The 23,272-nt window shown below is 60.7% G+C and carries 21 protein-coding genes; 13 read left to right on the top strand and 8 right to left on the bottom strand.

Features of this window, described 5'->3' with window-relative positions; translation table 11 throughout:
- Positions 1-136: 136 nt before the first annotated feature.
- The 3 genes from ACXR0M_RS10285 (at position 137) to nadS (ending at position 1,149) form a co-directional block, all read left to right on the top strand.
- A complete protein-coding gene (locus ACXR0M_RS10285) occupies positions 137-433 on the top strand; it encodes a hypothetical protein (RefSeq protein ID WP_458831800.1) in 297 nt (98 codons plus the stop codon).
- Between the two features lie 111 nt (positions 434-544).
- Entirely contained in the window at positions 545-859 is a 315-nt protein-coding gene (locus ACXR0M_RS10280) for a type II toxin-antitoxin system RelE/ParE family toxin (protein WP_458831799.1), read from the top strand.
- A gap of 2 nt (positions 860-861) precedes the next feature.
- Positions 862-1,149: a NadS family protein gene (gene nadS / locus ACXR0M_RS10275; protein WP_115076185.1), complete on the top strand. Its 288-nt coding sequence runs from the start codon at positions 862-864 to the stop codon at positions 1,147-1,149.
- 222 nt (positions 1,150-1,371) lie between these two features.
- On the opposite strand, the gene ACXR0M_RS10270 is transcribed toward nadS, so the two are convergent.
- Positions 1,372-2,913 carry a phosphoenolpyruvate carboxykinase gene (locus ACXR0M_RS10270; protein ID WP_458831798.1) on the bottom strand — a complete coding sequence of 514 codons (1,542 nt, stop codon included), beginning with the start codon at positions 2,911-2,913 and terminating at the stop codon, positions 1,372-1,374.
- Positions 2,914-3,094: 181 nt separating this feature from the next.
- Positions 3,095-3,997: an Hsp33 family molecular chaperone HslO gene (gene hslO / locus ACXR0M_RS10265; RefSeq protein ID WP_458831797.1), complete on the bottom strand. Its 903-nt coding sequence runs from the start codon at positions 3,995-3,997 to the stop codon at positions 3,095-3,097.
- A gap of 105 nt (positions 3,998-4,102) precedes the next feature.
- Between hslO and ACXR0M_RS10260 the strand changes: the two genes are divergently transcribed.
- Entirely contained in the window at positions 4,103-4,903 is an 801-nt protein-coding gene (locus ACXR0M_RS10260; protein WP_458831796.1) for a phosphatase PAP2 family protein, read from the top strand.
- Positions 4,904-5,036: 133 nt separating this feature from the next.
- Here ACXR0M_RS10260 and ACXR0M_RS10255 read toward each other — a convergent pair whose 3' ends face one another.
- The gene (locus ACXR0M_RS10255; RefSeq protein WP_458831795.1) at positions 5,037-5,441 is read right to left on the bottom strand and encodes an RNA-binding S4 domain-containing protein; all 405 of its coding nucleotides are present in this window, start codon (positions 5,439-5,441) and stop codon (positions 5,037-5,039) included.
- 217 nt (positions 5,442-5,658) lie between these two features.
- On the opposite strand from ACXR0M_RS10255, the gene rimB reads away from it, so the two are divergent.
- Both rimB and rimK read left to right on the top strand, forming a co-directional pair.
- Positions 5,659-6,138, top strand: a complete 480-nt coding sequence (gene rimB, locus ACXR0M_RS10250) for a retropepsin-like aspartic endopeptidase RimB (protein WP_102354676.1) — start codon at positions 5,659-5,661, stop codon at positions 6,136-6,138.
- Positions 6,135-7,040: a 30S ribosomal protein S6--L-glutamate ligase gene (gene rimK, locus ACXR0M_RS10245; RefSeq protein WP_007949201.1), complete on the top strand. Its 906-nt coding sequence runs from the start codon at positions 6,135-6,137 to the stop codon at positions 7,038-7,040. The genes rimB and rimK overlap by 4 nt, the downstream gene beginning before the upstream one ends.
- Before the next feature lie 109 nt (positions 7,041-7,149).
- Here rimK and ACXR0M_RS10240 read toward each other — a convergent pair whose 3' ends face one another.
- Together ACXR0M_RS10240 and ompR are read right to left on the bottom strand one after the other, a co-directional pair.
- Entirely contained in the window at positions 7,150-8,463 is a 1,314-nt protein-coding gene (locus ACXR0M_RS10240; protein ID WP_458831794.1) for an ATP-binding protein, read from the bottom strand.
- Between the two features lie 111 nt (positions 8,464-8,574).
- Positions 8,575-9,315 carry an osmolarity response regulator transcription factor OmpR gene (gene ompR, locus ACXR0M_RS10235; RefSeq protein WP_123470549.1) on the bottom strand — a complete coding sequence of 247 codons (741 nt, stop codon included), beginning with the start codon at positions 9,313-9,315 and terminating at the stop codon, positions 8,575-8,577.
- Positions 9,316-9,675: 360 nt separating this feature from the next.
- On the opposite strand from ompR, the gene ACXR0M_RS10230 reads away from it, so the two are divergent.
- The 7 genes from ACXR0M_RS10230 (at position 9,676) to tauD (ending at position 18,315) form a co-directional block, all read left to right on the top strand.
- Positions 9,676-12,000, top strand: a complete 2,325-nt coding sequence (locus ACXR0M_RS10230; protein WP_458831793.1) for a Tex family protein — start codon at positions 9,676-9,678, stop codon at positions 11,998-12,000.
- A complete protein-coding gene (locus ACXR0M_RS10225; RefSeq protein WP_458831792.1) occupies positions 12,000-12,383 on the top strand; it encodes a PaaI family thioesterase in 384 nt (127 codons plus the stop codon). The genes ACXR0M_RS10230 and ACXR0M_RS10225 overlap by 1 nt, the downstream gene beginning before the upstream one ends.
- A gap of 318 nt (positions 12,384-12,701) precedes the next feature.
- The gene (gene gshA / locus ACXR0M_RS10220) at positions 12,702-14,285 is read left to right on the top strand and encodes a glutamate--cysteine ligase (protein ID WP_458831791.1); all 1,584 of its coding nucleotides are present in this window, start codon (positions 12,702-12,704) and stop codon (positions 14,283-14,285) included.
- A gap of 424 nt (positions 14,286-14,709) precedes the next feature.
- Entirely contained in the window at positions 14,710-15,687 is a 978-nt protein-coding gene (tauA, locus tag ACXR0M_RS10215; RefSeq protein ID WP_458831790.1) for a taurine ABC transporter substrate-binding protein, read from the top strand.
- A 15-nt stretch (positions 15,688-15,702) separates the two neighbouring features.
- Positions 15,703-16,497 carry a taurine ABC transporter ATP-binding subunit gene (gene tauB, locus ACXR0M_RS10210; RefSeq protein WP_458831789.1) on the top strand — a complete coding sequence of 265 codons (795 nt, stop codon included), beginning with the start codon at positions 15,703-15,705 and terminating at the stop codon, positions 16,495-16,497.
- Positions 16,494-17,327, top strand: coding sequence for a taurine ABC transporter permease TauC (gene tauC / locus ACXR0M_RS10205; protein WP_458831788.1), 834 nt, complete (start codon positions 16,494-16,496; stop codon positions 17,325-17,327). Before tauB ends, tauC begins: the two co-directional genes overlap by 4 nt.
- Positions 17,328-17,472: 145 nt before the next feature.
- Positions 17,473-18,315 (top strand): taurine dioxygenase, encoded by an 843-nt coding sequence (gene tauD / locus ACXR0M_RS10200; protein WP_458831787.1) that lies wholly within the window; start codon positions 17,473-17,475, stop codon positions 18,313-18,315.
- A gap of 159 nt (positions 18,316-18,474) precedes the next feature.
- Here the strand turns inward: tauD and mgrA are convergent, their stop codons facing one another.
- The 3 genes from mgrA to ACXR0M_RS10185 all read right to left on the bottom strand — a co-directional run bounded on the left by mgrA (position 18,475) and on the right by ACXR0M_RS10185 (position 23,146).
- Positions 18,475-19,512, bottom strand: coding sequence for an L-glyceraldehyde 3-phosphate reductase (gene mgrA, locus ACXR0M_RS10195; protein ID WP_458831786.1), 1,038 nt, complete (start codon positions 19,510-19,512; stop codon positions 18,475-18,477).
- 90 nt (positions 19,513-19,602) lie between these two features.
- Positions 19,603-20,922 carry an LLM class flavin-dependent oxidoreductase gene (locus tag ACXR0M_RS10190; RefSeq protein WP_458831785.1) on the bottom strand — a complete coding sequence of 440 codons (1,320 nt, stop codon included), beginning with the start codon at positions 20,920-20,922 and terminating at the stop codon, positions 19,603-19,605.
- A gap of 1 nt (position 20,923) precedes the next feature.
- The gene (locus tag ACXR0M_RS10185; protein WP_458831784.1) at positions 20,924-23,146 is read right to left on the bottom strand and encodes a TonB-dependent receptor; all 2,223 of its coding nucleotides are present in this window, start codon (positions 23,144-23,146) and stop codon (positions 20,924-20,926) included.
- Positions 23,147-23,272 lie beyond the last annotated feature (126 nt).

Below are 23,272 nucleotides of genomic sequence, written 5' to 3'. Positions count from 1 at the left end.
TTATGGCGGCTGTGTTTGGGACGCTTCGGCGTACCTGGAGTTCTCTCTCTCTGGTTGACCAACCCGAACACAGTCCGCCTCCTATCGTTTGGTCATGATGTTGGCGGTTCTTCGGATACTTGAGAGAGTCTAACCAATGAAATCATGGAACCAGTTCCCCAACGATCGCTACCGCCCACTTGATACCAACCTCACCGACACCAAGCCCCTGATCATCGACACCGAAGCCAACCCGCAAGACATCCTCGAATGCGCCGTCCAGCGCTTGCGCGCCTCAAGCGACCTGCTCCAAACTCTCTACTGCCTCTGCTTCAAACACGCCGACGAAGACATACCGCACATCACCCACGCCCTTTATCTGCTGACCAAAGACGGCTTTGACCTGTTACAGGTCGCCCAGCAACGAATGCTCAACTGGAAAGCTCCAGTCTGAGGTTGAGTGATCAGATCGTTCCCATGTTCGACATGAGAACGATCACTTACCAGTCATCTACTCAAATCCCTTCAGCATTGCTGGAAGGTAAGCCAATGGCGTACATTCACGATGATTTTTATTGAGACTCGGATCTTTACCCGCCGAGTAAAAGAGCTTCTGGACGATGACACGTACGCCGCTTTTCAGAGGCAACTGGTTGTAAGCCCTTCGATTGGCGATGTAATTGAAGGCACAGGCGGGATTCGCAAAACCCGAATCGCAGCGAAAGGACACGGCAAGCGAGGCGGAGCACGGGTTATTTACTACCACTTCGTTTCGGCGTCACAAATCGGGTTATTGATGATCTACCCTAAAAATGAACAACACGATCTGTCCAACGATGAGCGTAAAGCACTCAAGGTCTTGATCGAAAAATGGAGATGACCATGAGCAAATTTTTTGATGAGCTGATGGAAAGTGTGCAAGAGATGGACGAGATCGTACGAGGCGAGCGCACACCTTCTCGCGAATTCCACGTTGATGCATTGCAGGTCAAAGAAATTCGTAAAGCTACCGGTTTGACCCAGGCCAAATTTGCGGCACTGATCGACGTCCAGCTCGGCACTCTACGAAATTGGGAACAGGGTCGTCGTGAGCCAACAGGGCCTGCCAAAGCCTTGCTAAAAGCCATTCATAACGACCCGGTTCACGTACTGAATGCGCTGGCCTGCTAAGCAAGGATGCATTGTTGCTTTCGTCTGGCATCGTCAGCCAGGGGCCCCCTCCTCACCCCTTCCTAACAATCTATTCGATCGAAACGAGCAGCAAATCACTAGTCTTATATCTCACGCAAATTGCGACATGCAAAATTGCTATCACACGACTAAACGCGATAAAAAAGTGTGAATGAAAAAGCCGCCCCAAGAGGCGGCTTTTTCATTCGCTACAATTCAGTCTTACAACTTAGGCCCGGCAACCTTGATCGCATCGCTCACTTCGAACTTCTTGAAGTTCTCGATGAACAGACCGGCCAGAGCCTTGGCAGCTTCGTCGTACGCAGCCTTGTCAGCCCAGGTGTTGCGTGGGTTGAGCAGGTTGGTTTCCACGCCCGGTACGGCCAGCGGCACGTCGAGGTTGATGGTGTCCAGGTGTTCGGTAGCGGCACCGATCAACGCGCCGCTCTGGATCGCAGCGATCACGGCACGGGTGGTCGGGATGTTGAAGCGTTTGCCGACGCCGTAGCCACCGCCGGTCCAGCCGGTGTTGACCAGGTAGACCTTGGAACCGAAGCCGCGGATGCGCTTGATCAGCAGCTCGGCGTATTCGCCAGCCGGACGCGGGAAAAACGGTGCGCCGAAGCAGGTGGAGAAGGTTGACTTGATGCCGCTGCCCGAACCCATTTCAGTCGAGCCCACCAATGCGGTGTAGCCGGACAGGAAGTGGTACGCCGCTTGTTCTTCGTTGAGGATCGACACTGGCGGCAGCACGCCGGTCAGGTCGCAGGTCAGGAAGATCACCGCATTTGGCTCGCCGCCCAGGTTCTTCTCGGAACGCTTGGCAACGTGCTCCAGCGGGTAGGCCGCGCGGCTGTTCTGGGTCAGGCTGACATCGGCGTAGTCGGCGTGCTTGGCGTCGTCGATGACCACGTTTTCCAGCACCGCACCGTGCTTGATGGCTTTCCAGATGACCGGCTCGTTCTTCTCGGACAAGTCGATGCACTTGGCATAGCAACCGCCTTCGATGTTGAACACCACGCCTTCGCCCCAGCCGTGTTCGTCGTCACCGATCAGGTAACGGCTTTCATCGGCCGAGAGGGTGGTTTTACCGGTGCCCGACAGACCGAAGAACAGGGTTACGTCGCCTTCTTCGCCGATGTTGGCAGCGCAGTGCATTGGCAGCACGTCAGCGGCCGGCAGCAGGAAGTTCTGCACGGAGAACATGGCTTTCTTCATTTCACCGGCGTAACGCATGCCGGCGATCAGCACTTTCTTCTGCGCGAAGTTGATGATCACGCAACCGTCGGAGTTGGTGCCGTCACGCTCAGGCACGCACTCGAAGTTGGCCACGTTGAGCACTTGCCACTCTTCACGCCCGGCCGGGTTGTACTGCGCCGGGTTGATGAACAGGCAACGACCGAACAGGTTCTGCCAGGCAGTCTGGGTGGTCATTTTCACGGCCAGGTAGTGATCTTCCGCCGCGCCTACATGCACGTGGGAAACAAAGTGCTCTTGCGCGTTGTTGAACGCCTCGACACGAGCCCACAGCGCGTCGAACTTGTCGGCCGGGAACTTGCGGTTGATCGGGCCCCAGGCGATAGCGGCCTGGGTGGAAGGCTCTTCAACGATGAAACGGTCAACCGGCGAACGACCGGTGCGGTGACCGGTGCGAACAACCAGCGCGCCGGTATCGGCAAGCTCGCCCTCACCGCGGTTCAGGGCTTCTTTTACCAGATCATCAACACTCAGATCGGTGTACACGGCGTTATTGGCTTGCGTCATGAGGTTCCCCGTCGGCCAGCGGCCGAGTGTGCTCCAAACGTTTTGTAGTAGAAAGTCGTGCACTACTACCGCGAAAAAAGTGGGCCGGATTATGCCAGAAAAGCCCAAAAAGAGTAGGGTCCTCCCGTCGTAACGGCGAAATTCCGTCGTTACGCAGTGAATTTACCTGCGCTGAACCGTTTTAGTGCCGGGTATCTGACGGGGTGTCGACGCCTGCGCCAGCGAACAATTGAGCAACATCAGTCGCATCGAACAGGTACTGCTGGTTGCAGAACTGGCAATCGATCTCGATTTCCCCACCGCGTTCGACCACCAGCGCCTGCGCATCTTCCAGACCCAGACTGACCAGCGCATTGCCCGAGCGTTCCCGCGAGCAGCTGCAACGGAAGCGCAGGTTCTGCACATCGAACAGGCGCACTTGCTCTTCATGGTAAAGGCGGTGCAGGACGGTTTCGTTGTCCAGGCTCAACAACTCATCGGCAGTCAAGGTGCTGGCCAATGCGGTGAGGTGCTGCCAGCTGGCGGCGCGTTCATCTTCGTCTTTCAGCCGGTCGGCCGGCAGTTGTTGCAGGAGCATGCCACGGGCGCGACGGCCGTCGGCGTACAACCAGAAGCGCGTCCCGACCTGTTGCGACATGACGAAGTAGTTGGTGAAGCACTCGGAAAGGTTTTCCCCATCCAGGTCGACAATGCCCTGATAGCGCTGGCCTACATTCGGGTCGATCGTCAGAGCAAGCACGCCGTTCGGCATCAGGTCCGCGAGGGTCGCATCCGGGGCGATCTGGTCGGCGTGATAACGGGCCAGGCCACGGATTTCACGCTCGCTTGAGCACTCGATCATCAACATCGGAATCGGCCCTTCAGAGCGCGCCTGCAGAATCAGCAAGCCGTCGAACTTCAGAGTGCCCACCAGCAACGAGGCGGCCGCCATCAGTTCGCCCAGCAACTGCGCGACCGGCTCCGGGTACGGGTGCTTGGCAAGAACTTCGGCGTAGCTGCGTTCCAGCGCCACCAGCTCGCCGCGAGTGTCGCTGTCATCGAAGATGAAGCGTTGGGTGAAATCGGTATCCGCTAGGTCGGTCATAGGTCTGGGTATCTGAATTGATGACAAAATGGTTACAAAAGATGAAAATCCCGCGCTTCTGCGCACCCCATGGGGTGCGACATGTTCAGCCACGGGAGGCATTTTATGAACAATCCGGGTTTGTTCCAATCAAGGTGGAACCTCGGCCGGCTGGTTCTGTGTAATGTGGTGCCACTGGCACTACTGGCTTTCTGGTTATGGCCTACGGGCCAGATGCTGTGTGTGATTTTCGACGAGTGGCTGTTTCGCTCGCTCAATGCACCACTGGCCAGCAACCCCATATGGCTCCACACCTGGGCAATTGCAAGTCTGCGTCCGTTCGATATCGTCGTCGGTCTGATCCTGCTGACGCTGCTGATCAAGGGCGACTGGGTGTTCAAGGCGATTGACGTGCGTCGCGCCTTCTTCGGTTTTTTCTCGATTCTGCTGCTGATGGTGATCATCCGCGCACTGTTTTCCAAGTTCGCCGACCACATGGACTGGCAACACAGCAGCCCATCGATGGTGCTGGAAGGCGCTGTCCATCTGAGTGACTACTTCCCGCACCTGGAAAAGGCCTGGGAGCTGAAGGATCGCTCGAGTCAGAGTTTCCCCGGTGACCACGCGTCGGTGTTGCTGATCTGGGCGCTGTTCATGGGCGTGTTCAGCCGCACCCGCGGTCAGTTCCTCACGATTTGGGGCCTGGCGCTGCTGTTCATGTTGCCGCGTCTGGTAGCCGGCGCGCATTGGGGTCAGGACGATTACATCGGCGGTATGCTGCTGGCGGTGTGGGCGTTGGGCTGGGGTTATTACACGCCGTTCGCCTATCACGCGGCGAATTTCTGGCTGAAGGTCACAGCGCCGATTTTCCGTTTGCTGGGCAAGTTGCCGGTGGTTTCGCGGATGAGTGTGGTGCGTAGCGTCTGATTATCGCATCAAGTCTGGCGAGCCACGCTCCCACAGTGATCTTCAGTAAACCCACAGATCGTGGACACCGAAAACCTGTGGGAGCGTGGCTTGCCCGCGATGGCTTCAGCACAAACAACTTCAAGCAATCATCCTAGTCGCTGCTGTTCCCACGAAATTTAAACAGATCCCGTCGTTGCTTCTTGCTCGGTTTGCCGTCGGTGCTCACACCCAGCGCGCCGGCCTTGCGCATCGCCGCAGCAGCTTCCCGTTTGGCCACACTGGCTTCAGTCTCGGAATATAACGTCTGCGCTTCGGGTGCGCCGCGCCGTATGATCGACAAGACCTCGACCTTCACCGTGCGCACTTCGAAGCCGGTGCGAATCTCGAACTCATCGCCAATACGTGGCTCTTTGCCAGGCTTGCAGCGCTCGCCTCGACAATGCACCTTGCCACTCTCGATCGCGGCTTTGGCCAAGGCCCGGGTTTTATAAAAACGCGCCGCCCACAACCACTTATCGAGACGGACCTTGTCGTCCTCTTCGCTTTTTTGTGCCATGGAATTTCCTCATTCTGAAATATTGATGAACTGTACTACCGTTTCTGTCGTGCCATGAATTACGCCGTCCCGGATTACACTACGCAGCATCCGACGCCTGCTGCTGGCGTCGGTGATTCGGGCTGTAGATATCTGTCGCCTTTTAACCATTATTCTGCGTGAATACCGCGAATCCGGCCCCGTGCGGGCTGAGCGGTTGTCACGGTTGAGCACTTTTTTGAAGACATTTGATCATTTGACCGTTGTCGGTCTGCGCGAGTGGGTGGCGCTCCCGGATCTGGGAGTGGCCGGCCTGCGCGCGAAAATCGACACCGGCGCCAGCACCTCCAGCCTGCACGCCACCGACATCGAGCCATTCGAACGCAACGGCGAGAAGTGGGTGCGTTTCACCGCGCACCTGGGCACGGTGGTGCAGTTGCGTCATCGGCGCTGCGAAGCACCGCTGGTGACCCGCAAAACCATTAAAAGCTCTAACGGCCAAGCCCAGGTGCGTTATGTGATCAGCACCACGCTGGCCCTCGGTGATCGGGTCTGGGCGGTCGAGTTCACCCTCGCCTGCCGCAAGTCCATGCGCTATCGCCTGTTGCTCGGCTCCAAAGCCCTGATTGACGGCCAACTGGTGGTCAATCCGGGCATCAAATATGTACAAGACAAGCCGGTGTTCCCGGTATCTACCTCCTCCACAGGTGTTGCATGAAGATCGCTGTGCTGTCGCGCAATCCGCGTCTGTATTCCACCCGTCGTCTGGTCGAAGCCGGCACCGAACGCGGGCATGAAATGGTGGTGATCGACACTCTGCGCGCCTACATGAACATCGCCAGCCACAAGCCGCAGATCCACTATCGTGGTAAACCGCTGGAAGGCTTCGATGCAGTGATCCCGCGGATCGGCGCGTCGGTGACGTTCTATGGCTGCGCGGTGTTGCGCCAGTTTGAAATGATGGGGGTGTTTCCGCTGAACGAATCGGTGGCCATCGCCCGTTCGCGAGACAAGTTGCGTTCGCTGCAATTGCTGTCGCGGCGCGGCATCGGCCTGCCGGTGACCGGCTTCGCTCACTCGCCGGACGACATCCCAGACCTGATCGACATGGTCAACGGCGCGCCGCTGGTGATCAAGGTGCTGGAAGGCACCCAGGGCATCGGTGTGGTGCTGTGCGAAACGGCGACGGCGGCGGAGTCGGTGATCGAGGCGTTCATGGGCCTGAAGCAGAACATCATGGTCCAGGAATACATCAAGGAGGCGGGCGGTGCCGACATCCGCTGCTTCGTGGTCGGCGACAAGGTGATCGCGGCGATGAAGCGTCAGGCCAAACCCGGTGAGTTCCGCTCCAACCTGCATCGCGGTGGCAGCGCCAGCCTGATCAAGATCACCCCGGAAGAACGCATGACCGCCTTGCGCGCAGCCAAGGTGATGGGCCTGGCCGTCGCGGGTGTGGATATCCTGCGTTCCAATCACGGGCCATTGGTGATGGAAGTGAATTCGTCGCCGGGTCTGGAAGGGATCGAGACCACTACCGGCAAGAACGTGGCGGGGATCATCATCGAACACCTTGAGAAGAATGGCGGGCCGAACATGACCCGCACCAAGGGCAAGGGCTAGAAAGCAGCTTCAAGCTGTCAGCTGCAAGCGACAAGTAAAGGCTACTGCGTATAGCTTGTAGCTTGTAGCTTGTAGCTTGTAGCTTGTAGCTTGTAGCTTGTAGCTGCATCTATACCGCATCCCGCGGCAACATCAACCCCAACGGCAACCGTACCCGCGCCTCCAGTCCGCCCCCGGAGCGGTTGCGCAGCTCGACATTGCCGCCATGCATCGAAGCAATCCGCTTCACGATCGCCAATCCCAACCCGGTACCTTTGCCGCCCCGGGCGCGGTCGCCACGGGTGAACGGGTTGAAAATCGCCTCGAGCTCCGCCGGATCAATGCCCGCACCACGGTCCATCACGCTCAGCACCACATACGGCGCGCTGGTGTCGCCGGACACATAGGCCGCGACCTCGACGTTGCCGCCGGCATGGTTCAAGGCATTGCCGATCAGGTTGTTGAGCAGCCGCTTCATCGACACCCGCCTCAGCGGAAACGGCTGAATCGGCTCCAGACGCAGGCGCACTTTTTCTTCATTCTGGTTGTACGGCGCTGCCACCTCACGCACCAGATCGCTCAGGTCCACCTCCTCCACCGACTCGTCGCGACCGTCACGAATGAACGCGAGGAACTGGTCGAGAATCGCGTCCATGTCTTCGATGTCGCGCACCATGTCATCGGTCAGGTCATTGCGATCGCCCATCAACTCCAGCGACAGACGCAAGCGGGTCAACGGCGTGCGCAAGTCATGGGATACCCCCGCCAGCATCAGCTCGCGCTCGCGACCGGCCTGTTCGACGTCTTCGGCCATCTGGTTGAAGGCGCGGTAAACCTCGGTCATTTCGCTCGGTGTGTCGCTGATTGGCAGGCGCACGCTGCGGCCCTGACCGAGTTGCCGCGCGGCAAAAACCAGGCGTTTCAACGGCTGGTTGAGCTGACTGACGAAAATCCACGCCGAGGCCGTCGACAACAACCCGATGGCGAGGAACCAGCCGAGTACGTTCCAGATTTTCTGTCCGCGCAGCGGATGCGGGTACAGCGGGACTTTCAGCCAGCCATCCCCGAGACTCGGCGCGCGCACCCACAGCGCCGGCGGCGAATGCATGCGCAAACGCACTTCGGTGTCGGCGCCCAGTTCCGCCTGCATCTGCCGCTGATAGATTTCACTGTATGGCCAATGCTGTTCGCCTTCCGGCACGCCGGCGCCGACCACCCGGATCAGGGTCGCTGCATCGGCAATCTTCGCGCGGTTTTCTTCATCGGCGGCCCAATAGGCGCGCAGCGTCAGGGCGACGCCGTGGCTGTATTGGCGATCCACCAGCACGTCCTCGTTCATCAACAGATAAACCAGGGTCAGCGCCTTGGAAAACAGCACGACAATAAGCACCAGCCAGAGGGTGCGGGAGAAAAAACTTTGGGGGAACCAGACGGGCGTTTTCATCTATAACCGCTACACACTTGCAGGAGCGAGCCATGCTCGCATATTGCGGATTGCGAGTCTGTGGGCATAGCCATCGGACCACCCTGCAGACCCGCTCCTACAAATCACCGATCACTTGGTGGCGGCACCATCCGGTACAAACACGTAGCCCACGCCCCAGACGGTCTGGATATAGCGCGGCTTCGACGGATCGGGCTCGATCATCCGGCGCAGACGGGAAATCTGCACGTCGATGGAACGCTCCAGCGCATCCCATTCGCGGCCACGGGCCAGGTTCATCAGTTTGTCGCGGGTCAGCGGCTGACGCGCGTTCATCACCAGTGCCTTGAGTACCGCGAACTCACCGGTGGTGAGCATGTGCACTTCGTCGCCACGTTTCAGTTCACGGGTCGCCAGCGACAACACGTAATCACCGAAGGTAACGTTCTCGTCTTCACTGCCTGGCGCGCCCGGCACCGGCGCGGCCTGACGTCGCAGGACGGCCTTGACCCGGGCCATCAACTCGTCCGGGTTGAACGGTTTGGCCAGATAGTCGTCGGCGCCCAGTTCCAGGCCCTTGATGCGGCTCATCTCATCGCCCTTGGCGGTGAGCATGATGATCGGAATCTGATTGTTCGCGGCCCGCAAGCGACGGCACGCGGTCAGGCCATCTTCGCCCGGCAGCATCAGGTCGAGGACAACCAGGTTGAACACTTCACGCGACAGCAGACGATCCATCTGCTCGGTGTTCGGTACGGTGCGGGCACGGTAGCCCTTGCTGACGAAAAAACGTTCCAGCAGGCTGCTCAGCCCCGGATCGTCGTCAACAATAAGAATTTTTTCGCCTTCAGCATTATTTACAGTGCTGCTCATTGGATGCTCCTTTTAGCTCGGCGCGCATTATGGCGTAGCTGCCGTTATACGCACCGTGTGCATTGTTAGCAGATTTTTCCTTCACTGCCAGAAAACCGGGGTTTATGCCTACAGACTGCTACACCCCCGAATGACAGAACGCTGGTTATAATGCGCGGCGTTTTGTGCCAGGCAACGTCTGAATCGTTACCGCAGGTGGCCGCCCTATTTACCCGGCCTGCGCAGTAATTGTTCGATTTCACGGGTCAATGGGGTGCCTTTTTGACCCAGGCAGCGGCAATTTTCTAGCCGCTCAACCAGACTCCGGGCCTCTGTTTCCGTGCCTGCGAGCCTGCTTTCACACTATGTCAGGTGGTTTTTATGGACAGCATCAACAGCCGCATCGCCGAGGAACTCGGCGTACGCCCGCAACAGGTCGAAGCGGCCGTCGCGCTACTCGATGAAGGCTCTACCGTTCCCTTCATCGCCCGTTACCGCAAAGAAGTCACCGGCAGCCTCGATGACACTCAGTTGCGTCATCTGGAAGAGCGCCTGCGCTACCTGCGAGAACTCGACGAACGGCGTATCAGCATCCTCGCCAGCATTGAAGAGCAAGGCAAACTCACCCCGGCCCTTGAGCGCGACATCAAGCTTGCCGACACCAAGACTCGCCTCGAAGACTTGTACCTGCCGTACAAGCAGAAGCGCCGCACCAAGGGCCAGATCGCCCTGGAAGCCGGCCTCGGCGAGCTGGCCGACGGCCTGTTCAACGACCCGAATCTGAGCCCGGAAGCCGAAGCCGCGCGTTTCGTCGACGCCGAAAAAGGCGTGGCCGATGTGAAAGCCGCGCTCGAAGGCGCCAAGTACATTCTGATGGAGCGCTTCGCCGAAGACGCCAGCCTGCTGGAAAAGCTGCGTAACTTCCTCAAGCAGGAAGCCACCATCAGCGCCCGTGTCATCGCCGGCAAGGAAGAAGAAGGCGCCAAGTTCCGCGACTACTTCGAACACGACGAACCGCTGAAAAGCATGCCGTCGCACCGCGCGCTGGCGATTTTCCGTGGCCGCAACGAAGGCATCCTCAGTTCAGCGCTGAAAGTCGGCGACGAACTGCCGGGCACCATGCACCCGTGCGAAGGCATGATCGGTCAGCAATTCGGCATCCAGAATCAGAACCGTCCGGCCGACAAATGGCTTGGCGAAGTGGTGCGCTGGACCTGGAAGGTCAAGCTCTACACCCACCTGGAAACCGACCTGCTGGGCGAGCTGCGCGACGGCGCCGAAGCCGAAGCGATCAACGTCTTCGCCCACAACCTGCACGACCTGCTGCTGGCCGCCCCGGCCGGCCCGCGCGCCACCTTGGGCCTCGACCCGGGCCTGCGTACTGGCTGCAAGGTCGCGGTGGTCGACGCCACCGGCAAACTGCTCGATCACACCACGGTTTACCCGCATGTGCCGCACAACAAATGGGATCAGACCATCGCCATTCTGGCCGCGCTGTGCGCCAAGCACTCGGTTGACCTGATCGCCATCGGCAACGGCACCGCCAGCCGCGAAACCGACAAACTGGCGATCGAGCTGATCAAGAAATACCCGGCAATGAAGATGACCAAAGTCATGGTCTCCGAGGCCGGCGCATCGGTGTACTCGGCGTCGGAACTGGCAGCCAAGGAATTCCCCGATCTCGACGTGTCGATCCGTGGCGCGGTATCGATTGCCCGTCGCCTGCAGGACCCATTGGCAGAGCTGGTGAAGATCGATCCGAAATCCATTGGCGTCGGCCAGTACCAGCACGACGTCTCGCAGCTGAAACTGGCGCGCGGGCTGGATGCGGTGGTCGAGGATTGCGTGAACGCCGTGGGCGTCGATGTGAACACCGCTTCGGTGGCATTGCTGGCGCGGATTTCCGGCCTCAACGCGACCCTGGCGCAAAATATCGTCGCCCATCGCGACGAACACGGTGCGTTCAAGACCCGTGCAGCGCTGAAGAAAGTCGCGCGTCTGGGCGAAAAAACCTTCGAACAGGCCGCCGGTTTCCTGCGCGTGATGAACGGCGACAACCCGCTGGACTCTTCGGCGGTGCACCCGGAAGCCTATCCGCTGGTGCAGCGCATTGCCGCTGAAACCGACCGCGACATCCGCTCGCTGATTGGCGACGCCGCGTTCCTCAAGCGTCTGGACCCGAAGAAATTCACCGATGAGACTTTCGGTCTGCCCACCGTCACCGACATCCTGCAGGAACTGGAAAAACCCGGTCGCGACCCGCGTCCGGAGTTCAAGACCGCCGAGTTTCAGGAAGGCGTCGAAGACCTGAAGGACCTGCAACTGGGGATGATCCTCGAAGGCGTGGTGACCAACGTGACCGCGTTCGGCGCGTTCGTCGACATCGGCGTGCATCAGGATGGCCTGGTGCACATCTCGGCGCTGTCGGAGAAGTTCATCAAGGATCCGCGCGAAGCGGTGAAGGCCGGTGACGTGGTGAAGGTGAAGGTCATGGAAGTCGATATCCCGCGCAAACGCGTGGGTCTGTCGATGCGCATGAGCGACACCCCGGGCGAGAAGATCGACGGTGCCCGTGGCTCGCGTCCGGGCTCGGCGCCACGCCAGTCTTCGGGCAACGCGCCGCGCAAGGAAACGGCGACCGCCGCCCCGGCGAACAACGCCATGGCCTCGCTGTTTGCCAACGCCAAGCAGTTGAAGAAACGCTGATGGAAATTCCGGCCGGGCTCGTCGAGAGCGCGTTTTTCAAGCTGCTGGGCTGCCGCCTGCACAGCCTGGAAACCGGGGTGGCGCAAGTCGCCCTGGTGCTGGAACCCGAACTGCGCAACCGCGGCGGCAAGTTGCACGGTGGCGCGCTGTTCAGCCTGGTCGACATCGCCATGGGGCTGGCCTGTTCCAGCACCCACGGTTTCGATCAGCAGAGCGCGACCATCGAGTGCAAGATCAACTATATCCGCGCCGTTTCCGACGGCGAAGTAATATGCACCGCCCGGGTAATCCACCCGGGCCGCCGCACACTGGTGGTCGAAGCCGAGGTGATGCAGGGCGACAAACTGGTCGCAAAAGCGCAAGGCACGTTCGCTGTCCTGTAGCTACTGGTCATCAATTTGAGTTAATTTCGGCGCTGTGATCGCAGCGTCGAGCTTTTCTGTGGGAGCGGGCTTGCTCGCGAAGGCGGTGTATCAGGCAACTTGATGTTGACTGATACGCCCTCTTCGCGAGCAAGCCCGCTCCCACACGGAACGCATAATCTTCGCCTGCATCTGCCAGATTCAGGGATTGAAGTCGGCGGTTCGAAAGGGGCTTTGTGAGCCCAAAAAACCAGGCGAAAACGCCAGTTTCAACTTCACCCTTGTAGACCGTCCTGCCCACCCCCATATTGGGGCGACTGACGCGTGAAGGAATCCAAATTGAGCGAACTACTCAACCGCCGCCTGGCTCTGCTCGGCGAGCGCGCCCACCTCTCTCTGCTCGAACAGTGCCTCCACGGTATCGAACGTGAATGCCTGCGCGTGACCAGCGACGGTCGACTGGCGCAAACGCCGCACCCGGAAGCCTTGGGTTCCGCGCTGACCAATGAACAGATCACCACCGACTATTCCGAGTCGCTGCTGGAATTCATCACGCCCGCCCTGCCCGACCCCGCCGACACCCTGGCGAGCCTGGACAAGATTCATCGCTTTGCCTACAGCAAGCTCGGCAACGAGTACCTGTGGAGTCCATCGATGCCGTGCCCGTTGCCGGCCGAGGAAGACATCCCGATCGCCTATTACGGCACCTCCAACATCGGTCAGCTCAAGTATGTCTATCGCAAGGGGCTGGCCCTGCGCTACGGCAAGACCATGCAGTGCATCGCCGGGATTCACTACAACTTTTCCCTGCCGGAAAAACTCTGGCCGCTGCTGCGCGAAGCCGAAGGTTTCGTCGGTACCGACCGCGACTTCCAGTCGACGTCGTACATCGCGCTGATCCGTAATTTCCGCCGCTACAGCTGGCTGCTGATGTACCTGTTCGGTGCTTCGCCGGCACTCGACGCAGGTTTCCTGCGCGGCCGTTCGCACCAGCTCGAACAGCTGGACCCGGACACCCTGTACCTGCCGTACGCCACCAGCCTGCGCATGAGCGACCTCGGTTATCAGAGCAACGCCCAGGCCGGTCTGACGCCTTGCTACAACGATCTGGCGAGCTACACCGACAGCCTGCGCAAAGCCGTGGCCACGCCGTACCAGCCTTACGTTGAAGTCGGCACGCATCAGGATGGCGAATGGGTTCAGCTCAACACCAACATCCTGCAGATCGAAAACGAGTACTACTCCAACATCCGTCCGAAGCGCGTGACCTACACTGGCGAACGGCCGATCCAGGCGCTGATGGCCCGGGGCATCCAGTACGTTGAAGTACGTTGCCTGGACATCAACCCGTTCCTGCCGATGGGCATCGACCTCACCGAGTCGCGCTTCCTCGACGCATTCCTGCTGTACTGCGCGCTGAACGACAGCCCGCTGCTGACCAATACCTCGTGCGGCAACGCCACTTCGAATTTCCTCAGCGTGGTCAAGGAAGGTCGCCGTCCGGGCCTGCAATTGCAGCGCGACGGTCAGCCGGTCGAACTCAAGCAATGGGCGACCGAGTTGCTGGAAAACATCGCACCGCTGGCCGCCCTGCTCGATCAGAGCCATGGCGGCGACGCGCACAGCAAGGCGCTGGACGCGCAACTGGCCAAGGTCAGCGACCCGTCCCTGACCCCATCGGCGCAGGTGCTGGCCGCGATGGCCGAGCACAAGGAAAGCTTCGCGCAGTTCTCCCTGCGCCAAAGCCAGGCGCATGCCGAGTTTTTCCGCAGCGAGCCGTTGGCGGCGGATGAGCAGGCGAAGTTTGAAGAGCTGGCGCGTTCGTCGCTGGCGCAACAGGCGGAGCTGGAGCAGAACGAAGTCGGTGATTTCGACGTGTTTGTCGGTTCGTATCAGGCGAGTATTCTGGCGATCAGCAACTGAGAAGCCCCTCACCCTAACCCTCTCCCGGAGGGAGAGGGGACTGACCGTGTTGTCAGTTCGAGGTACGCCGACGTGAAATACCGAGTCGAACTCAGGCCCTGAAAAGCACAGAGATCGGCACCCTGGTCCCCTTGGGAGAGGGGACTGACCGTGTTGTCAGTTCGAGGTACGCCGACATGAAATACCGAGTCGAACTCCGGATTTGAAAAGCCCACGATCGGCTCCCTTTCCCCTCGCCCCCTTGGGGGAGAGGGCTGGGGTGAGGGGGAAAGATCTCACGTCGAATGAAAAAGCCGAAACACCCCCTTCCCTTAGATTTTTCCGCTCATAAGCTAAGTCTAAAAAGTTATTTATTTTTAGTTTCTTAGATCATTTAGTCTCCTTTCACGCCGATCACCGGTCGCCTGATTTGGAGCACTCCCCCATGAAACTGAATTTCCCGCTTCGCCTGCTGGCCGTGGCTTCGCTGGCGGCCGCAAGCTTTCTGGCGCAGGCCGCCGACCTCACGGTCGCTTACCAGACCACCGTTGACCCGGCGAAAGTCGCCCAAGCTGACGGCGCTTACGAAAAAGGCACCAAGACCGACATCAGCTGGCGCAAGTTCGATAACGGCGCCGACATCATCGCCGCCATCGCCTCCGGTGACGTGCAGATCGGTTACCTCGGTTCCAGCCCGCTGACCGCAGCGATCACCCGCAAGGTGCCGGTGGAAACCTTCCTCATCGCTACGCAGATCGGCGCCGCCGAAGCACTGGTCGCGCGTGACGGCTCCGGGATCAACACGCCACAGGATCTGGTTGGCAAGAAAATCGCCGTGCCGTTCGTCTCCACCGGTCACTACAGCCTGCTCGCGGCGCTGAAGCACTGGAACATCGATCCGTCGAAAGTCACCGTGCTCAACCTCGCCCCGCCGGCGATCATCGCCGCGTGGAAACGCGGTGACATCGACGCCACCTACGTGTGGGATCCGGCGCTTGGCGTGGCCAAGGAAAACGGCAAGGTGCTGATCACCTCCGGCGAACTGGCCAAGTTCGGCGCGCCGACGTTCGATGCGTGGATCGTGCGCAAGGACTTCGCCGAGAAGCACCCGGAAATCGTTACCGCGTTCGCCAAGGTCACCCTCGACGCCTACGCCGATTACCGCAAGGATCCCAAAGCCTGGCTGGCCAATCAGAGCAATGTCGACAAACTGGTGAAGCTCTCCGGGGCCAAGGCCAGCGACATTCCTTTGCTGCTGCAAGGCAACGTCTACCCGTTGGCGGCTGATCAAGTGCTCAGCCTCGGCGCGCCGACCACCAAGGCCATCACCGACACCGCTGCGTTCCTCAAGGAGCAGGGCAAGGTCGAAGCCGTGCTGCCGGACTACGCGCCGTACGTCAGCGCCAAATACATCACTAACTGATCGGGAGTGACCGCGATGGCCTTGCTACAGCTGGAGCGCATCAGCGCACAGTACCCGGGCAGCCCCGAGCCGGTGCTGGCGGACATTTCCCTGACCCTCGGGCCTCAGCAATTGCTGGTTGCGCTCGGCCCGTCCGGCAGTGGCAAGACCTCGCTGTTGAACCTGATTGCCGGCTTCGTCGAACCCAGCGCCGGGCGCATCACCCTCGACGGCGTGCCGGTCAACGGCCCGAGCGCCGAACGTGGCGTGGTATTTCAGGACGACGCCCTGCTGCCGTGGCAAGACGTGCTGGCGAACGTTGCCTTCGGTCTGGAACTGGCCGGTGTGACCAGGGACAAGCGCGAAAAGATCGCCCGGGAAATGCTCGCGCTGGTTGATCTCTCGGGCTTCGAAAGTCGCCGCATCTGGCAACTCTCCGGCGGCCAGAAACAGCGCGTCGGCCTCGCTCGAGCGCTCGCCGCCGATCCGCGCGTGTTGCTGATGGACGAACCCTTCGGCGCCCTCGACGCGTTCACCCGCGAACAGATGCAGGAGCTGTTGCTGCAAGTCTGGCAGCGCACCGCCAAACCGGTGTTCCTGATTACCCACGACATCGAGGAAGCGGTGTTCCTCGCCACTGACCTGATTCTGCTGGCACCGAATCCGGGGCAGATCGTCGAACGTCTGCACCTGGACTTCGGCCAGCGTTACGCCGCCGGCGAGTCGGCGCGGGCGATCAAGTCCGACCCGCGTTTTATCGAAACCCGCGAGCACGTGCTGAGCAAAGTGTTCTCGCAACGCAGCGCCGTTCAACGGCAGGAGCGCGCATGAGCAGTTACGACGTTTCCGCCCCGGCAGTAAAAACCCCATCGGTGGCGATTCCCGTGCGGCGCAGCCTCAGCACGCGCTGGATCAGTCTGCTGACCTTGTTTGCCTTGCTGGTGATCTGGTGGGCAGTGACCGCCACGGGCTTGATCGAACCGCTGTTCCTGCCGCCACCATCAGCCGTGCTGCAAAAAGGCTGGTTGCTGGCGACCAGCGGCTACATGGATTCGACCCTGTGGCAGCACTTGGGCGCGAGCCTGAGCCGGATCGGCCTGGGCCTCGGCTTCGCGATTCTGACCGCAGTGCCGGTGGGCATTGCCATCGGCGCCAACCGCATCGCCCGTGGCGTGCTCGATCCGCTGATCGAGTTCTACCGGCCGATTCCACCGCTGGCGTATCTGCCGCTGATCGTGATCTGGTGTGGCATTGGTGAGTTGTCGAAAGTTCTGCTGATCTACTTGGCGATTTTCGCGCCGATTGCCATTGCTACCGCGACCGGCGTGCGCACCGTTGACCCGGCGAAACTGCGTGCGGCGCAATCGCTCGGTGCCACTCGCGCACAGCTGATCCGCCACGTGATTTTGCCCAGCGCCCTGCCGGACATTCTTACCGGTGTGCGCATTGGTCTGGGTGTTGGCTGGTCAACGTTGGTCGCTGCCGAGCTGATCGCTGCCACCAGCGGTTTGGGTTTCATGGTGCAGTCGGCCGCGCAGTTCCTGGTCACCGATGTGGTGGTGCTGGGGATTCTGGTGATTGCCCTGATCGCCTTCGCCATGGAAATGGGCCTGCGCTCCCTGCAGCGCAAATTGGTGCCGTGGCACGGCCAGGCGCACTAAGTCGCCATGTGAAATTCCCCTGTGGGAGCGGGCTTGCTCGCGAGGACTGTGTGTCAGTCACAGCTATGTGTTCTGACACACCGTCTTCGCGAGCAAGCCCGCTCCCACCAAAAGCAAAGCACTCCCGAGACGGTAGAGAACCACCATGAGCAGCCTGACCATCACTCCCTTAAGCTCGGCCCTCGGCGCACAGATCAGCGGCATCGATGTCAGCCAGCCGTTGAACCTCGAACAGCGCGACGCCATAGAGCAGGCGCTGCTCAAATATCAGGTGCTGTTCTTCCGCAATCAGCCGATCGAGCCAGCGCAACAGGCACGTTTCGCCGCTTATTTTGGCGACCTGCACATTCACCCGATCTACCCGAATGTGCCGGAGCAGCCCGAAGTGCTGATCCTCGACACCGCCGTCACTGACGTGCGCGACAACGCGATCTGGCACACCGACGTGACCTTTCTGCCGACCCCGGCGATGGGCGCAGTACTCAGCGCCAAGCTGCTGCCGGAGTTCGGCGGCGACACCTTGTGGGCCAGCGGAATTGCCGCGTATGAAGCGCTGTCGGCACCGATGAAGACCCTGCTTGAAGGGTTGACCGCCACGCACGATTTCACCCGTTCGTTTCCGCTGGAGCGCTACGGCAACACACCGCAAGCGCTGGCGCAGTGGGAAGAGGCACGGCGCAAGAATCCGCCGCTGTCACACCCGGTGATCCGCACCCATCCGGTGAGCGGCCGCCGCTCGCTGTTCGTCAACGAAGGCTTCACTTCGAAGATCAACGAGCTGGCGGAAACCGAGAGCGAGGCGATTCTGAAATTCCTGTTCGCCCACGCGACACGCCCGGAATTCACCATTCGCTGGCGCTGGCAGAAAGACGACATCGCCTTCTGGGACAACCGCGTGACCCAGCATTACGCGGTGGATGATTACCGCCCTGCACGGCGGGTGATGCAGCGGGCGACGGTGTTGGGGGATGTGCCGTTTTTCAGGTGAGACCGGTTCTTTTGTTGTCTGAACTGACGCCTTCGCGGGCAAGCCCGCTCCCACAGTTACCGTGGCGTTCGCCAATGTTGTGTACGACTCGAACCCTGTGGGAGCGGGCTTGCCCGCGAAGGCGTCAGAGCAGGCGCCGAACAAATCGGCGCCAATCACCTATTCCGCCGTCGAAGGCTTCTCCCAAAGATTGATCCCGCCCTCCTGGGCAAACCGGTCAATCTCCGCCAGCTCCTCCGCGCTGAAACTCAAATTCTTCAACGCGCCAACGTTCTCGATAATCTGCTCCGGCCGGCTCGCGCCGATCAGTGCCGAGGTCACCCGTGGATCACGCAAGGTCCAGGCCAGTGCCAGTTGCGCCAGACTCTGGCCGCGACGCTTGGCGATTTCGTTCAACGCGCGCACGTGGGCGATGTTGGCCTCGGAAAGGTGCGATGCCTGCAGCGAACCGCCGCCCGGACGGTTGACCCGCGCATCCGCCGGCACGCCGTTAAGGTATTTGTCGGTCAGCAGACCTTGCGCCAGCGGGGTGAAGGCGATGACGCCCGTGCCGAGTTCGTCGGTGGTGTCGAGCAGGTCTTTTTCCACCCAGCGATTGAGCAGGTTGTACGCCGGCTGGTGAATCAGCAACGGCACTTTCCACTCTTTGAGCAGCGCAGCCATCTCACGGGTTTTCACCCCGGAGTACGACGAAATGCCGATGTACAACGCCTTGCCCTGTTGCACCGCCGTGGCCAGAGCGCTGGCGGTTTCTTCCAGCGGCGTATCGGGATCGAAGCGGTGCGAATAGAAGATGTCCACATAGTCGAGGCCCAGGCGCTGCAGGCTCTGGTCGAGGCTGGCCAGCACGTATTTGCGCGAGCCGCCGCCCTGGCCGTAGGGGCCTGGCCACATGTCCCAACCGGCCTTGCTGGAGATGATCAACTCATCGCGATATTGCTTGAAATCTTCGCGCAGCAGGCGGCCGAAATTGATCTCGGCGCTGCCGTACGGCGGGCCGTAGTTGTTGGCGAGGTCGAAGTGGTTGATGCCCAGATCGAACGCGGTGCGCAGCAAGGCGCGCTGGGTGGCGATCGGCGTGCTGTCGCCAAAGTTGTGCCACAGGCCCAGCGAGAGCGCCGGCAGCACCAGACCGCTGCGGCCGACGCGGCGGTAAGGGATGGAGTCGTAGCGGTTTTCGGCAGCGGTGTAAGTCATCGAATCCTCTCTTGTTGGTCTTTTAGTCATCTGTAACCGGGCACCTTTGTGGTGAGGGGATTTATCCCCTCACCACAAAAGCTCTATCTATCATGCAAAGCGATTTACAGGCCGGGCCAGGCCCAGGTGCTCGCGCAAGGTCCGGCCCTCATACTCGGTTCTGAACAGCCCACGCCGCTGCAGTTCCGGAACCACGCCGAGGGCGAAGTCTTCGAGCCCGCCGGGCAGGTGCGGCACCAGCACGTTGAAGCCATCCGCCGCGCCCTGTTCGAACCATTCCTGCAAGCGATCGGCGATCTGCACCGGAGTACCGACCAGGCTGTAATGCCCGCGTCCGCCGGCAATCCTGCGGCCCAATTCGGCCAGCGAAAGACGCTCGCGCCCCGCCAGTTCAGTCAGCAATTTCTGCCGGCTCTGCTGGCCGCTATCGGTCAGCGGCAGCTCGGGCAACGGGCCGTCCAGCGGGTACTTCGACAAATCGAAGTTGCCCAGCATACGCCCAAGCAAGGCGACGCCAACCTCCGGTTCGACCAATTGCTGAAACGTTTCACATTTTTCCTGCGCTTCGGCTTCCGATTGCCCGACGACGACAAACACCCCCGGCATGATTTTCAGCGAATCGGCATGGCGTCCGTATTGGGCCAAACGGCCCTTGAGGTCGGCGTAGAACGTCTGCGCATTAGCCAGCGAGGTTTGCGCGGTGAACACCACCTCAGCGGTCTGCGCCGCCAGTTCACGCCCGGTCTCTGATGAACCGGCCTGCACGATCACCGGTTGACCCTGCGGCGAGCGCGCAATATTCAGCGGACCTTTCACCCGAAAGTGCTCGCCGACATGATCCAGCACATGCAGCTTCGCCGGGTGGTAATACGCGCCGCTGGCCTTGTCGCGCACAAACGCATCGTCCTCCCAGCTGTCCCACAGTCCGGTGACCACCTGATGAAACTCGCGCGCGCGGCTGTAGCGTTCGGCATGGCCGATGTGCTCGGCACGGCCGAAATTCAGCGCTTCAGCGGCGTTGTCCGAGGTCACCAGATTCCACCCCGCTCGCCCTCCGGAAAGGTGATCGAGCGAAGCGAACTTGCGCGCCACGTGGTACGGCTCGTTGTAACTGGTTGTGGCCGTGGCGATCAGGCCGATGTGCTCGGTGACCGCGCTCAGCGCCGAGAGCAAGGTCAGCGGCTCGAAGTGATCGGAGCGCGCCATGCGACTGGCGATGGCCTGCGTCGGCGCGGCCACACTGTCGGCGACAAACAGCGTGTCGAATTTTGCCGCCTCGGCAATCTGCGCCAGACGCTTGTAATGGGCGAAATCCAGACCGGCATTGGCCGGCACATCAGGATGACGCCACGCCGCCACATGGTGCCCGGTGGCCATCAGGAATGCGCCCAGTTTCAACTGTCTGCTCATCTCAGAAATCCTTGCGCAGTTGCACGCCGAAGTAGCGCTCGTCATCCCTTGGCACGGCACGGTAGATGTAGCTGCCGCCGCTGGCGAGCAGCGGCGAATAGGACTTGTCGGCGAGGTTCTTGCCCAACAGTGCCACGCGCCAGCCGTTACTGTAATCGGCCAACGCGACGCTGGCGTTCCAGATGCCATAGGCGCCTTGTTTGGTGTCGGGGTTCTGGCTGATGTCGTACTGCACTTCGCTCTGCCAGCTGTAGTCAGTACCGAGTTCGATATCCAGGCCGTTTTCCAGCGGGATGCTGTAATCAGCGCGCACGTAGCTTTTCCAGTCCGGGCTGAACGGCAGCGGTTTGCCGTTGACGTTGCACGACGCCGCCGCGCCTGCCGGGCAGCTGAATTGATCGATGCGGGCGCGGGTGTAAGCCAGCGCGCCGGAGAACTTCAATTGCTGGGTCGCCTGCAAGGCGTAGTCGAGTTCGACGCCTTCGGTGCTGACGCTGCCGGCGTTGATCAGCCGCGTCACCACTTGCCCGGCGACCGTGTCGAAAAAATTCGCCTGGTAGTTGTCGTAGTCGCTGTGGAATACCGCAAGGTTGGTGGTCAGGCGGTTGTTCCAGCTGGTGGCTTTGATTCCGACTTCCCAGGTGTTGGAGGTTTCCGGTTTCAGCGCCTCGGTGTCACGCGGCTGCATGTTGAAGAACACGTTGTAGGCCGGGCCTTTGTAGCCGCGCGAATAGGTCAGGTAAGTAGTGACGGCATCGCTGAGGTCGTACTGCACGCCGAGCCGACCGGACCAGCCGTCCTCGTCCACCGAACCGGAACTGCGGGTCGCCGGTTGAATGCCGCTGACCGTGGTCGCCGAGGTCGAGACGCGGCGGTGATCGTATTCCAGCTCATCGTGGGTGTAGCGCAGACCGGCGATGCCGCGGAAGTCCGAGGTGAAGTTCAGCGTGGTTTCGCCGAACGCGGCGTAGCTGTCGCTGGTGGTGCTGTAGTCGGCAACGCCACGGTCAGTGCGCGTGGTGGTGGTCAAGGTGCGCTGATAGGTCTCGTCGTCCTTGCCGTGCATGTAGAACAGGCCGCCGACGTATTCGAGGAATTCACCTTTCGGCGAGGCCAGACGCAGCTCCTGCGAGTATTGATCGAAGGCCAGATCGCCTTTGTCGGCAGTACCGGGGAACGCCGGGGTTATCGTGCCCAGGCGATCGCCGTCCTGATACTGCGTGTTGTCCCAGCCGCGCCACGCGGTAATCGAGGTCAGGGTGTAATCGCCCAATTGCCAGTCAAGCTGGCCGGACAGACCTTTGTTGGTGTCCTCGACGTGGCTGCGGGTGTCGGTGTTGATGTCGCGGTTGTGGCTGCTGGCGTAGACCGGGCTCAGCGCGTTGGCGAATGCCGGCGTCAGCGACTGGCTGACCACCCCGTTGGGGCCGTCGTCGTGGGCCTGCATGTAGTCGGCGATCAGGGTGAAGGTGACGTCATCGTTCGGGGTGAATTCGAGTTTGCCGCGCACGCCGCGATGGTTGTAACCGTTGACCTCCTGCCCGTTGTTCTTGTTGTCGACGTTGCCGTCGTACGTGCCGAACAGGGTGCTGATCGAACCCTTGAGCGTGTCCGGAATCAGGCTGCCGCCGATGCCAAAGCGGGTGCGGCTTTCGTTGCCGCTGTAGTACGACTGATCGATGTAGCCATGGGTCTCGTTGGTCGGCGCCTTGCTGGTGATGTTGAGCACACCGGCCGAGGCGTTCTTGCCGAACAGCGTGCCTTGCGGGCCACGCAGCACTTCGACTCGCTCCAGATCCAGCAGATCGAGGGTCGATTGACCGGGACGCGCGTAGACCACGCCATCGATCACCGTGGCCACCGTTGGCTCGACACCGGGCGAAGTGGAAATGGTGCCGACGCCACGCACGAACAACGAAGTGTCCTTGTTCGATGCACCGGTGCGGAAATTCAGCGATGGCACTTGCTGGACGATGCTGGCCACGCCGTTGCGGTTGTCGCGTTCCAGTTGTTCGCCGTCGATCACCGAGACCGCCACCGGGACCTTTTGCAGCGACTCTTCGCGGCGGGTCGCGGTGACCGTCACCGACTTGAGCGTCGGCTCTTGTTCGCTGTCCGCTGCCAGCGCGTCGGCCAGCGGCAATGCCGCCAGCCCGGTGAAAATCCAGCCCGCGGCGCGGATCGATTGCGCCAGTTTGTTTGTTGCCCCAGGAATGTTGTGCATGGTTGCCCGCTCGAAATTGCCCCTGAACCGCTGCCGTTCTGCGGGCAGCGCCTGAATCGGTGTCTTGGGCATTCGCTCGAGCGAGTAGCAGACAGCGCGCTTTGTTAGCGCTAACATCGCTAATAT

It is taken from the genome of Pseudomonas sp. Eth.TT006 (assembly GCF_054456575.1).
Note: the sequence above shows the minus strand (reverse complement) of the source record. Positions and strands in the feature narration are given on the sequence as shown.

What these genes read in the sequence shown, in the direction of transcription:
- ACXR0M_RS10285 (WP_458831800.1), top strand. Translation starts at nt 137, where the DNA reads ATGAAATCATGGAACCAGTTCCCCAACGATCGCTACCGCCCACTTGAT.
- ACXR0M_RS10280 (WP_458831799.1), top strand. Translation starts at nt 545, where the DNA reads ATGATTTTTATTGAGACTCGGATCTTTACCCGCCGAGTAAAAGAGCTT.
- nadS (WP_115076185.1), top strand. Translation starts at nt 862, where the DNA reads ATGAGCAAATTTTTTGATGAGCTGATGGAAAGTGTGCAAGAGATGGAC.
- ACXR0M_RS10270 (WP_458831798.1), bottom strand. Translation starts at nt 2,913, where the DNA reads ATGACGCAAGCCAATAACGCCGTGTACACCGATCTGAGTGTTGATGAT.
- hslO (WP_458831797.1), bottom strand. Translation starts at nt 3,997, where the DNA reads ATGACCGACCTAGCGGATACCGATTTCACCCAACGCTTCATCTTCGAT.
- ACXR0M_RS10260 (WP_458831796.1), top strand. Translation starts at nt 4,103, where the DNA reads ATGAACAATCCGGGTTTGTTCCAATCAAGGTGGAACCTCGGCCGGCTG.
- ACXR0M_RS10255 (WP_458831795.1), bottom strand. Translation starts at nt 5,441, where the DNA reads ATGGCACAAAAAAGCGAAGAGGACGACAAGGTCCGTCTCGATAAGTGG.
- rimK (WP_007949201.1), top strand. Translation starts at nt 6,135, where the DNA reads ATGAAGATCGCTGTGCTGTCGCGCAATCCGCGTCTGTATTCCACCCGT.
- ACXR0M_RS10240 (WP_458831794.1), bottom strand. Translation starts at nt 8,463, where the DNA reads ATGAAAACGCCCGTCTGGTTCCCCCAAAGTTTTTTCTCCCGCACCCTC.
- ompR (WP_123470549.1), bottom strand. Translation starts at nt 9,315, where the DNA reads ATGAGCAGCACTGTAAATAATGCTGAAGGCGAAAAAATTCTTATTGTT.
- ACXR0M_RS10230 (WP_458831793.1), top strand. Translation starts at nt 9,676, where the DNA reads ATGGACAGCATCAACAGCCGCATCGCCGAGGAACTCGGCGTACGCCCG.
- ACXR0M_RS10225 (WP_458831792.1), top strand. Translation starts at nt 12,000, where the DNA reads ATGGAAATTCCGGCCGGGCTCGTCGAGAGCGCGTTTTTCAAGCTGCTG.
- tauA (WP_458831790.1), top strand. Translation starts at nt 14,710, where the DNA reads ATGAAACTGAATTTCCCGCTTCGCCTGCTGGCCGTGGCTTCGCTGGCG.
- tauB (WP_458831789.1), top strand. Translation starts at nt 15,703, where the DNA reads ATGGCCTTGCTACAGCTGGAGCGCATCAGCGCACAGTACCCGGGCAGC.
- tauC (WP_458831788.1), top strand. Translation starts at nt 16,494, where the DNA reads ATGAGCAGTTACGACGTTTCCGCCCCGGCAGTAAAAACCCCATCGGTG.
- tauD (WP_458831787.1), top strand. Translation starts at nt 17,473, where the DNA reads ATGAGCAGCCTGACCATCACTCCCTTAAGCTCGGCCCTCGGCGCACAG.
- mgrA (WP_458831786.1), bottom strand. Translation starts at nt 19,512, where the DNA reads ATGACTTACACCGCTGCCGAAAACCGCTACGACTCCATCCCTTACCGC.
- ACXR0M_RS10190 (WP_458831785.1), bottom strand. Translation starts at nt 20,922, where the DNA reads ATGAGCAGACAGTTGAAACTGGGCGCATTCCTGATGGCCACCGGGCAC.
- ACXR0M_RS10185 (WP_458831784.1), bottom strand. Translation starts at nt 23,146, where the DNA reads ATGCACAACATTCCTGGGGCAACAAACAAACTGGCGCAATCGATCCGC.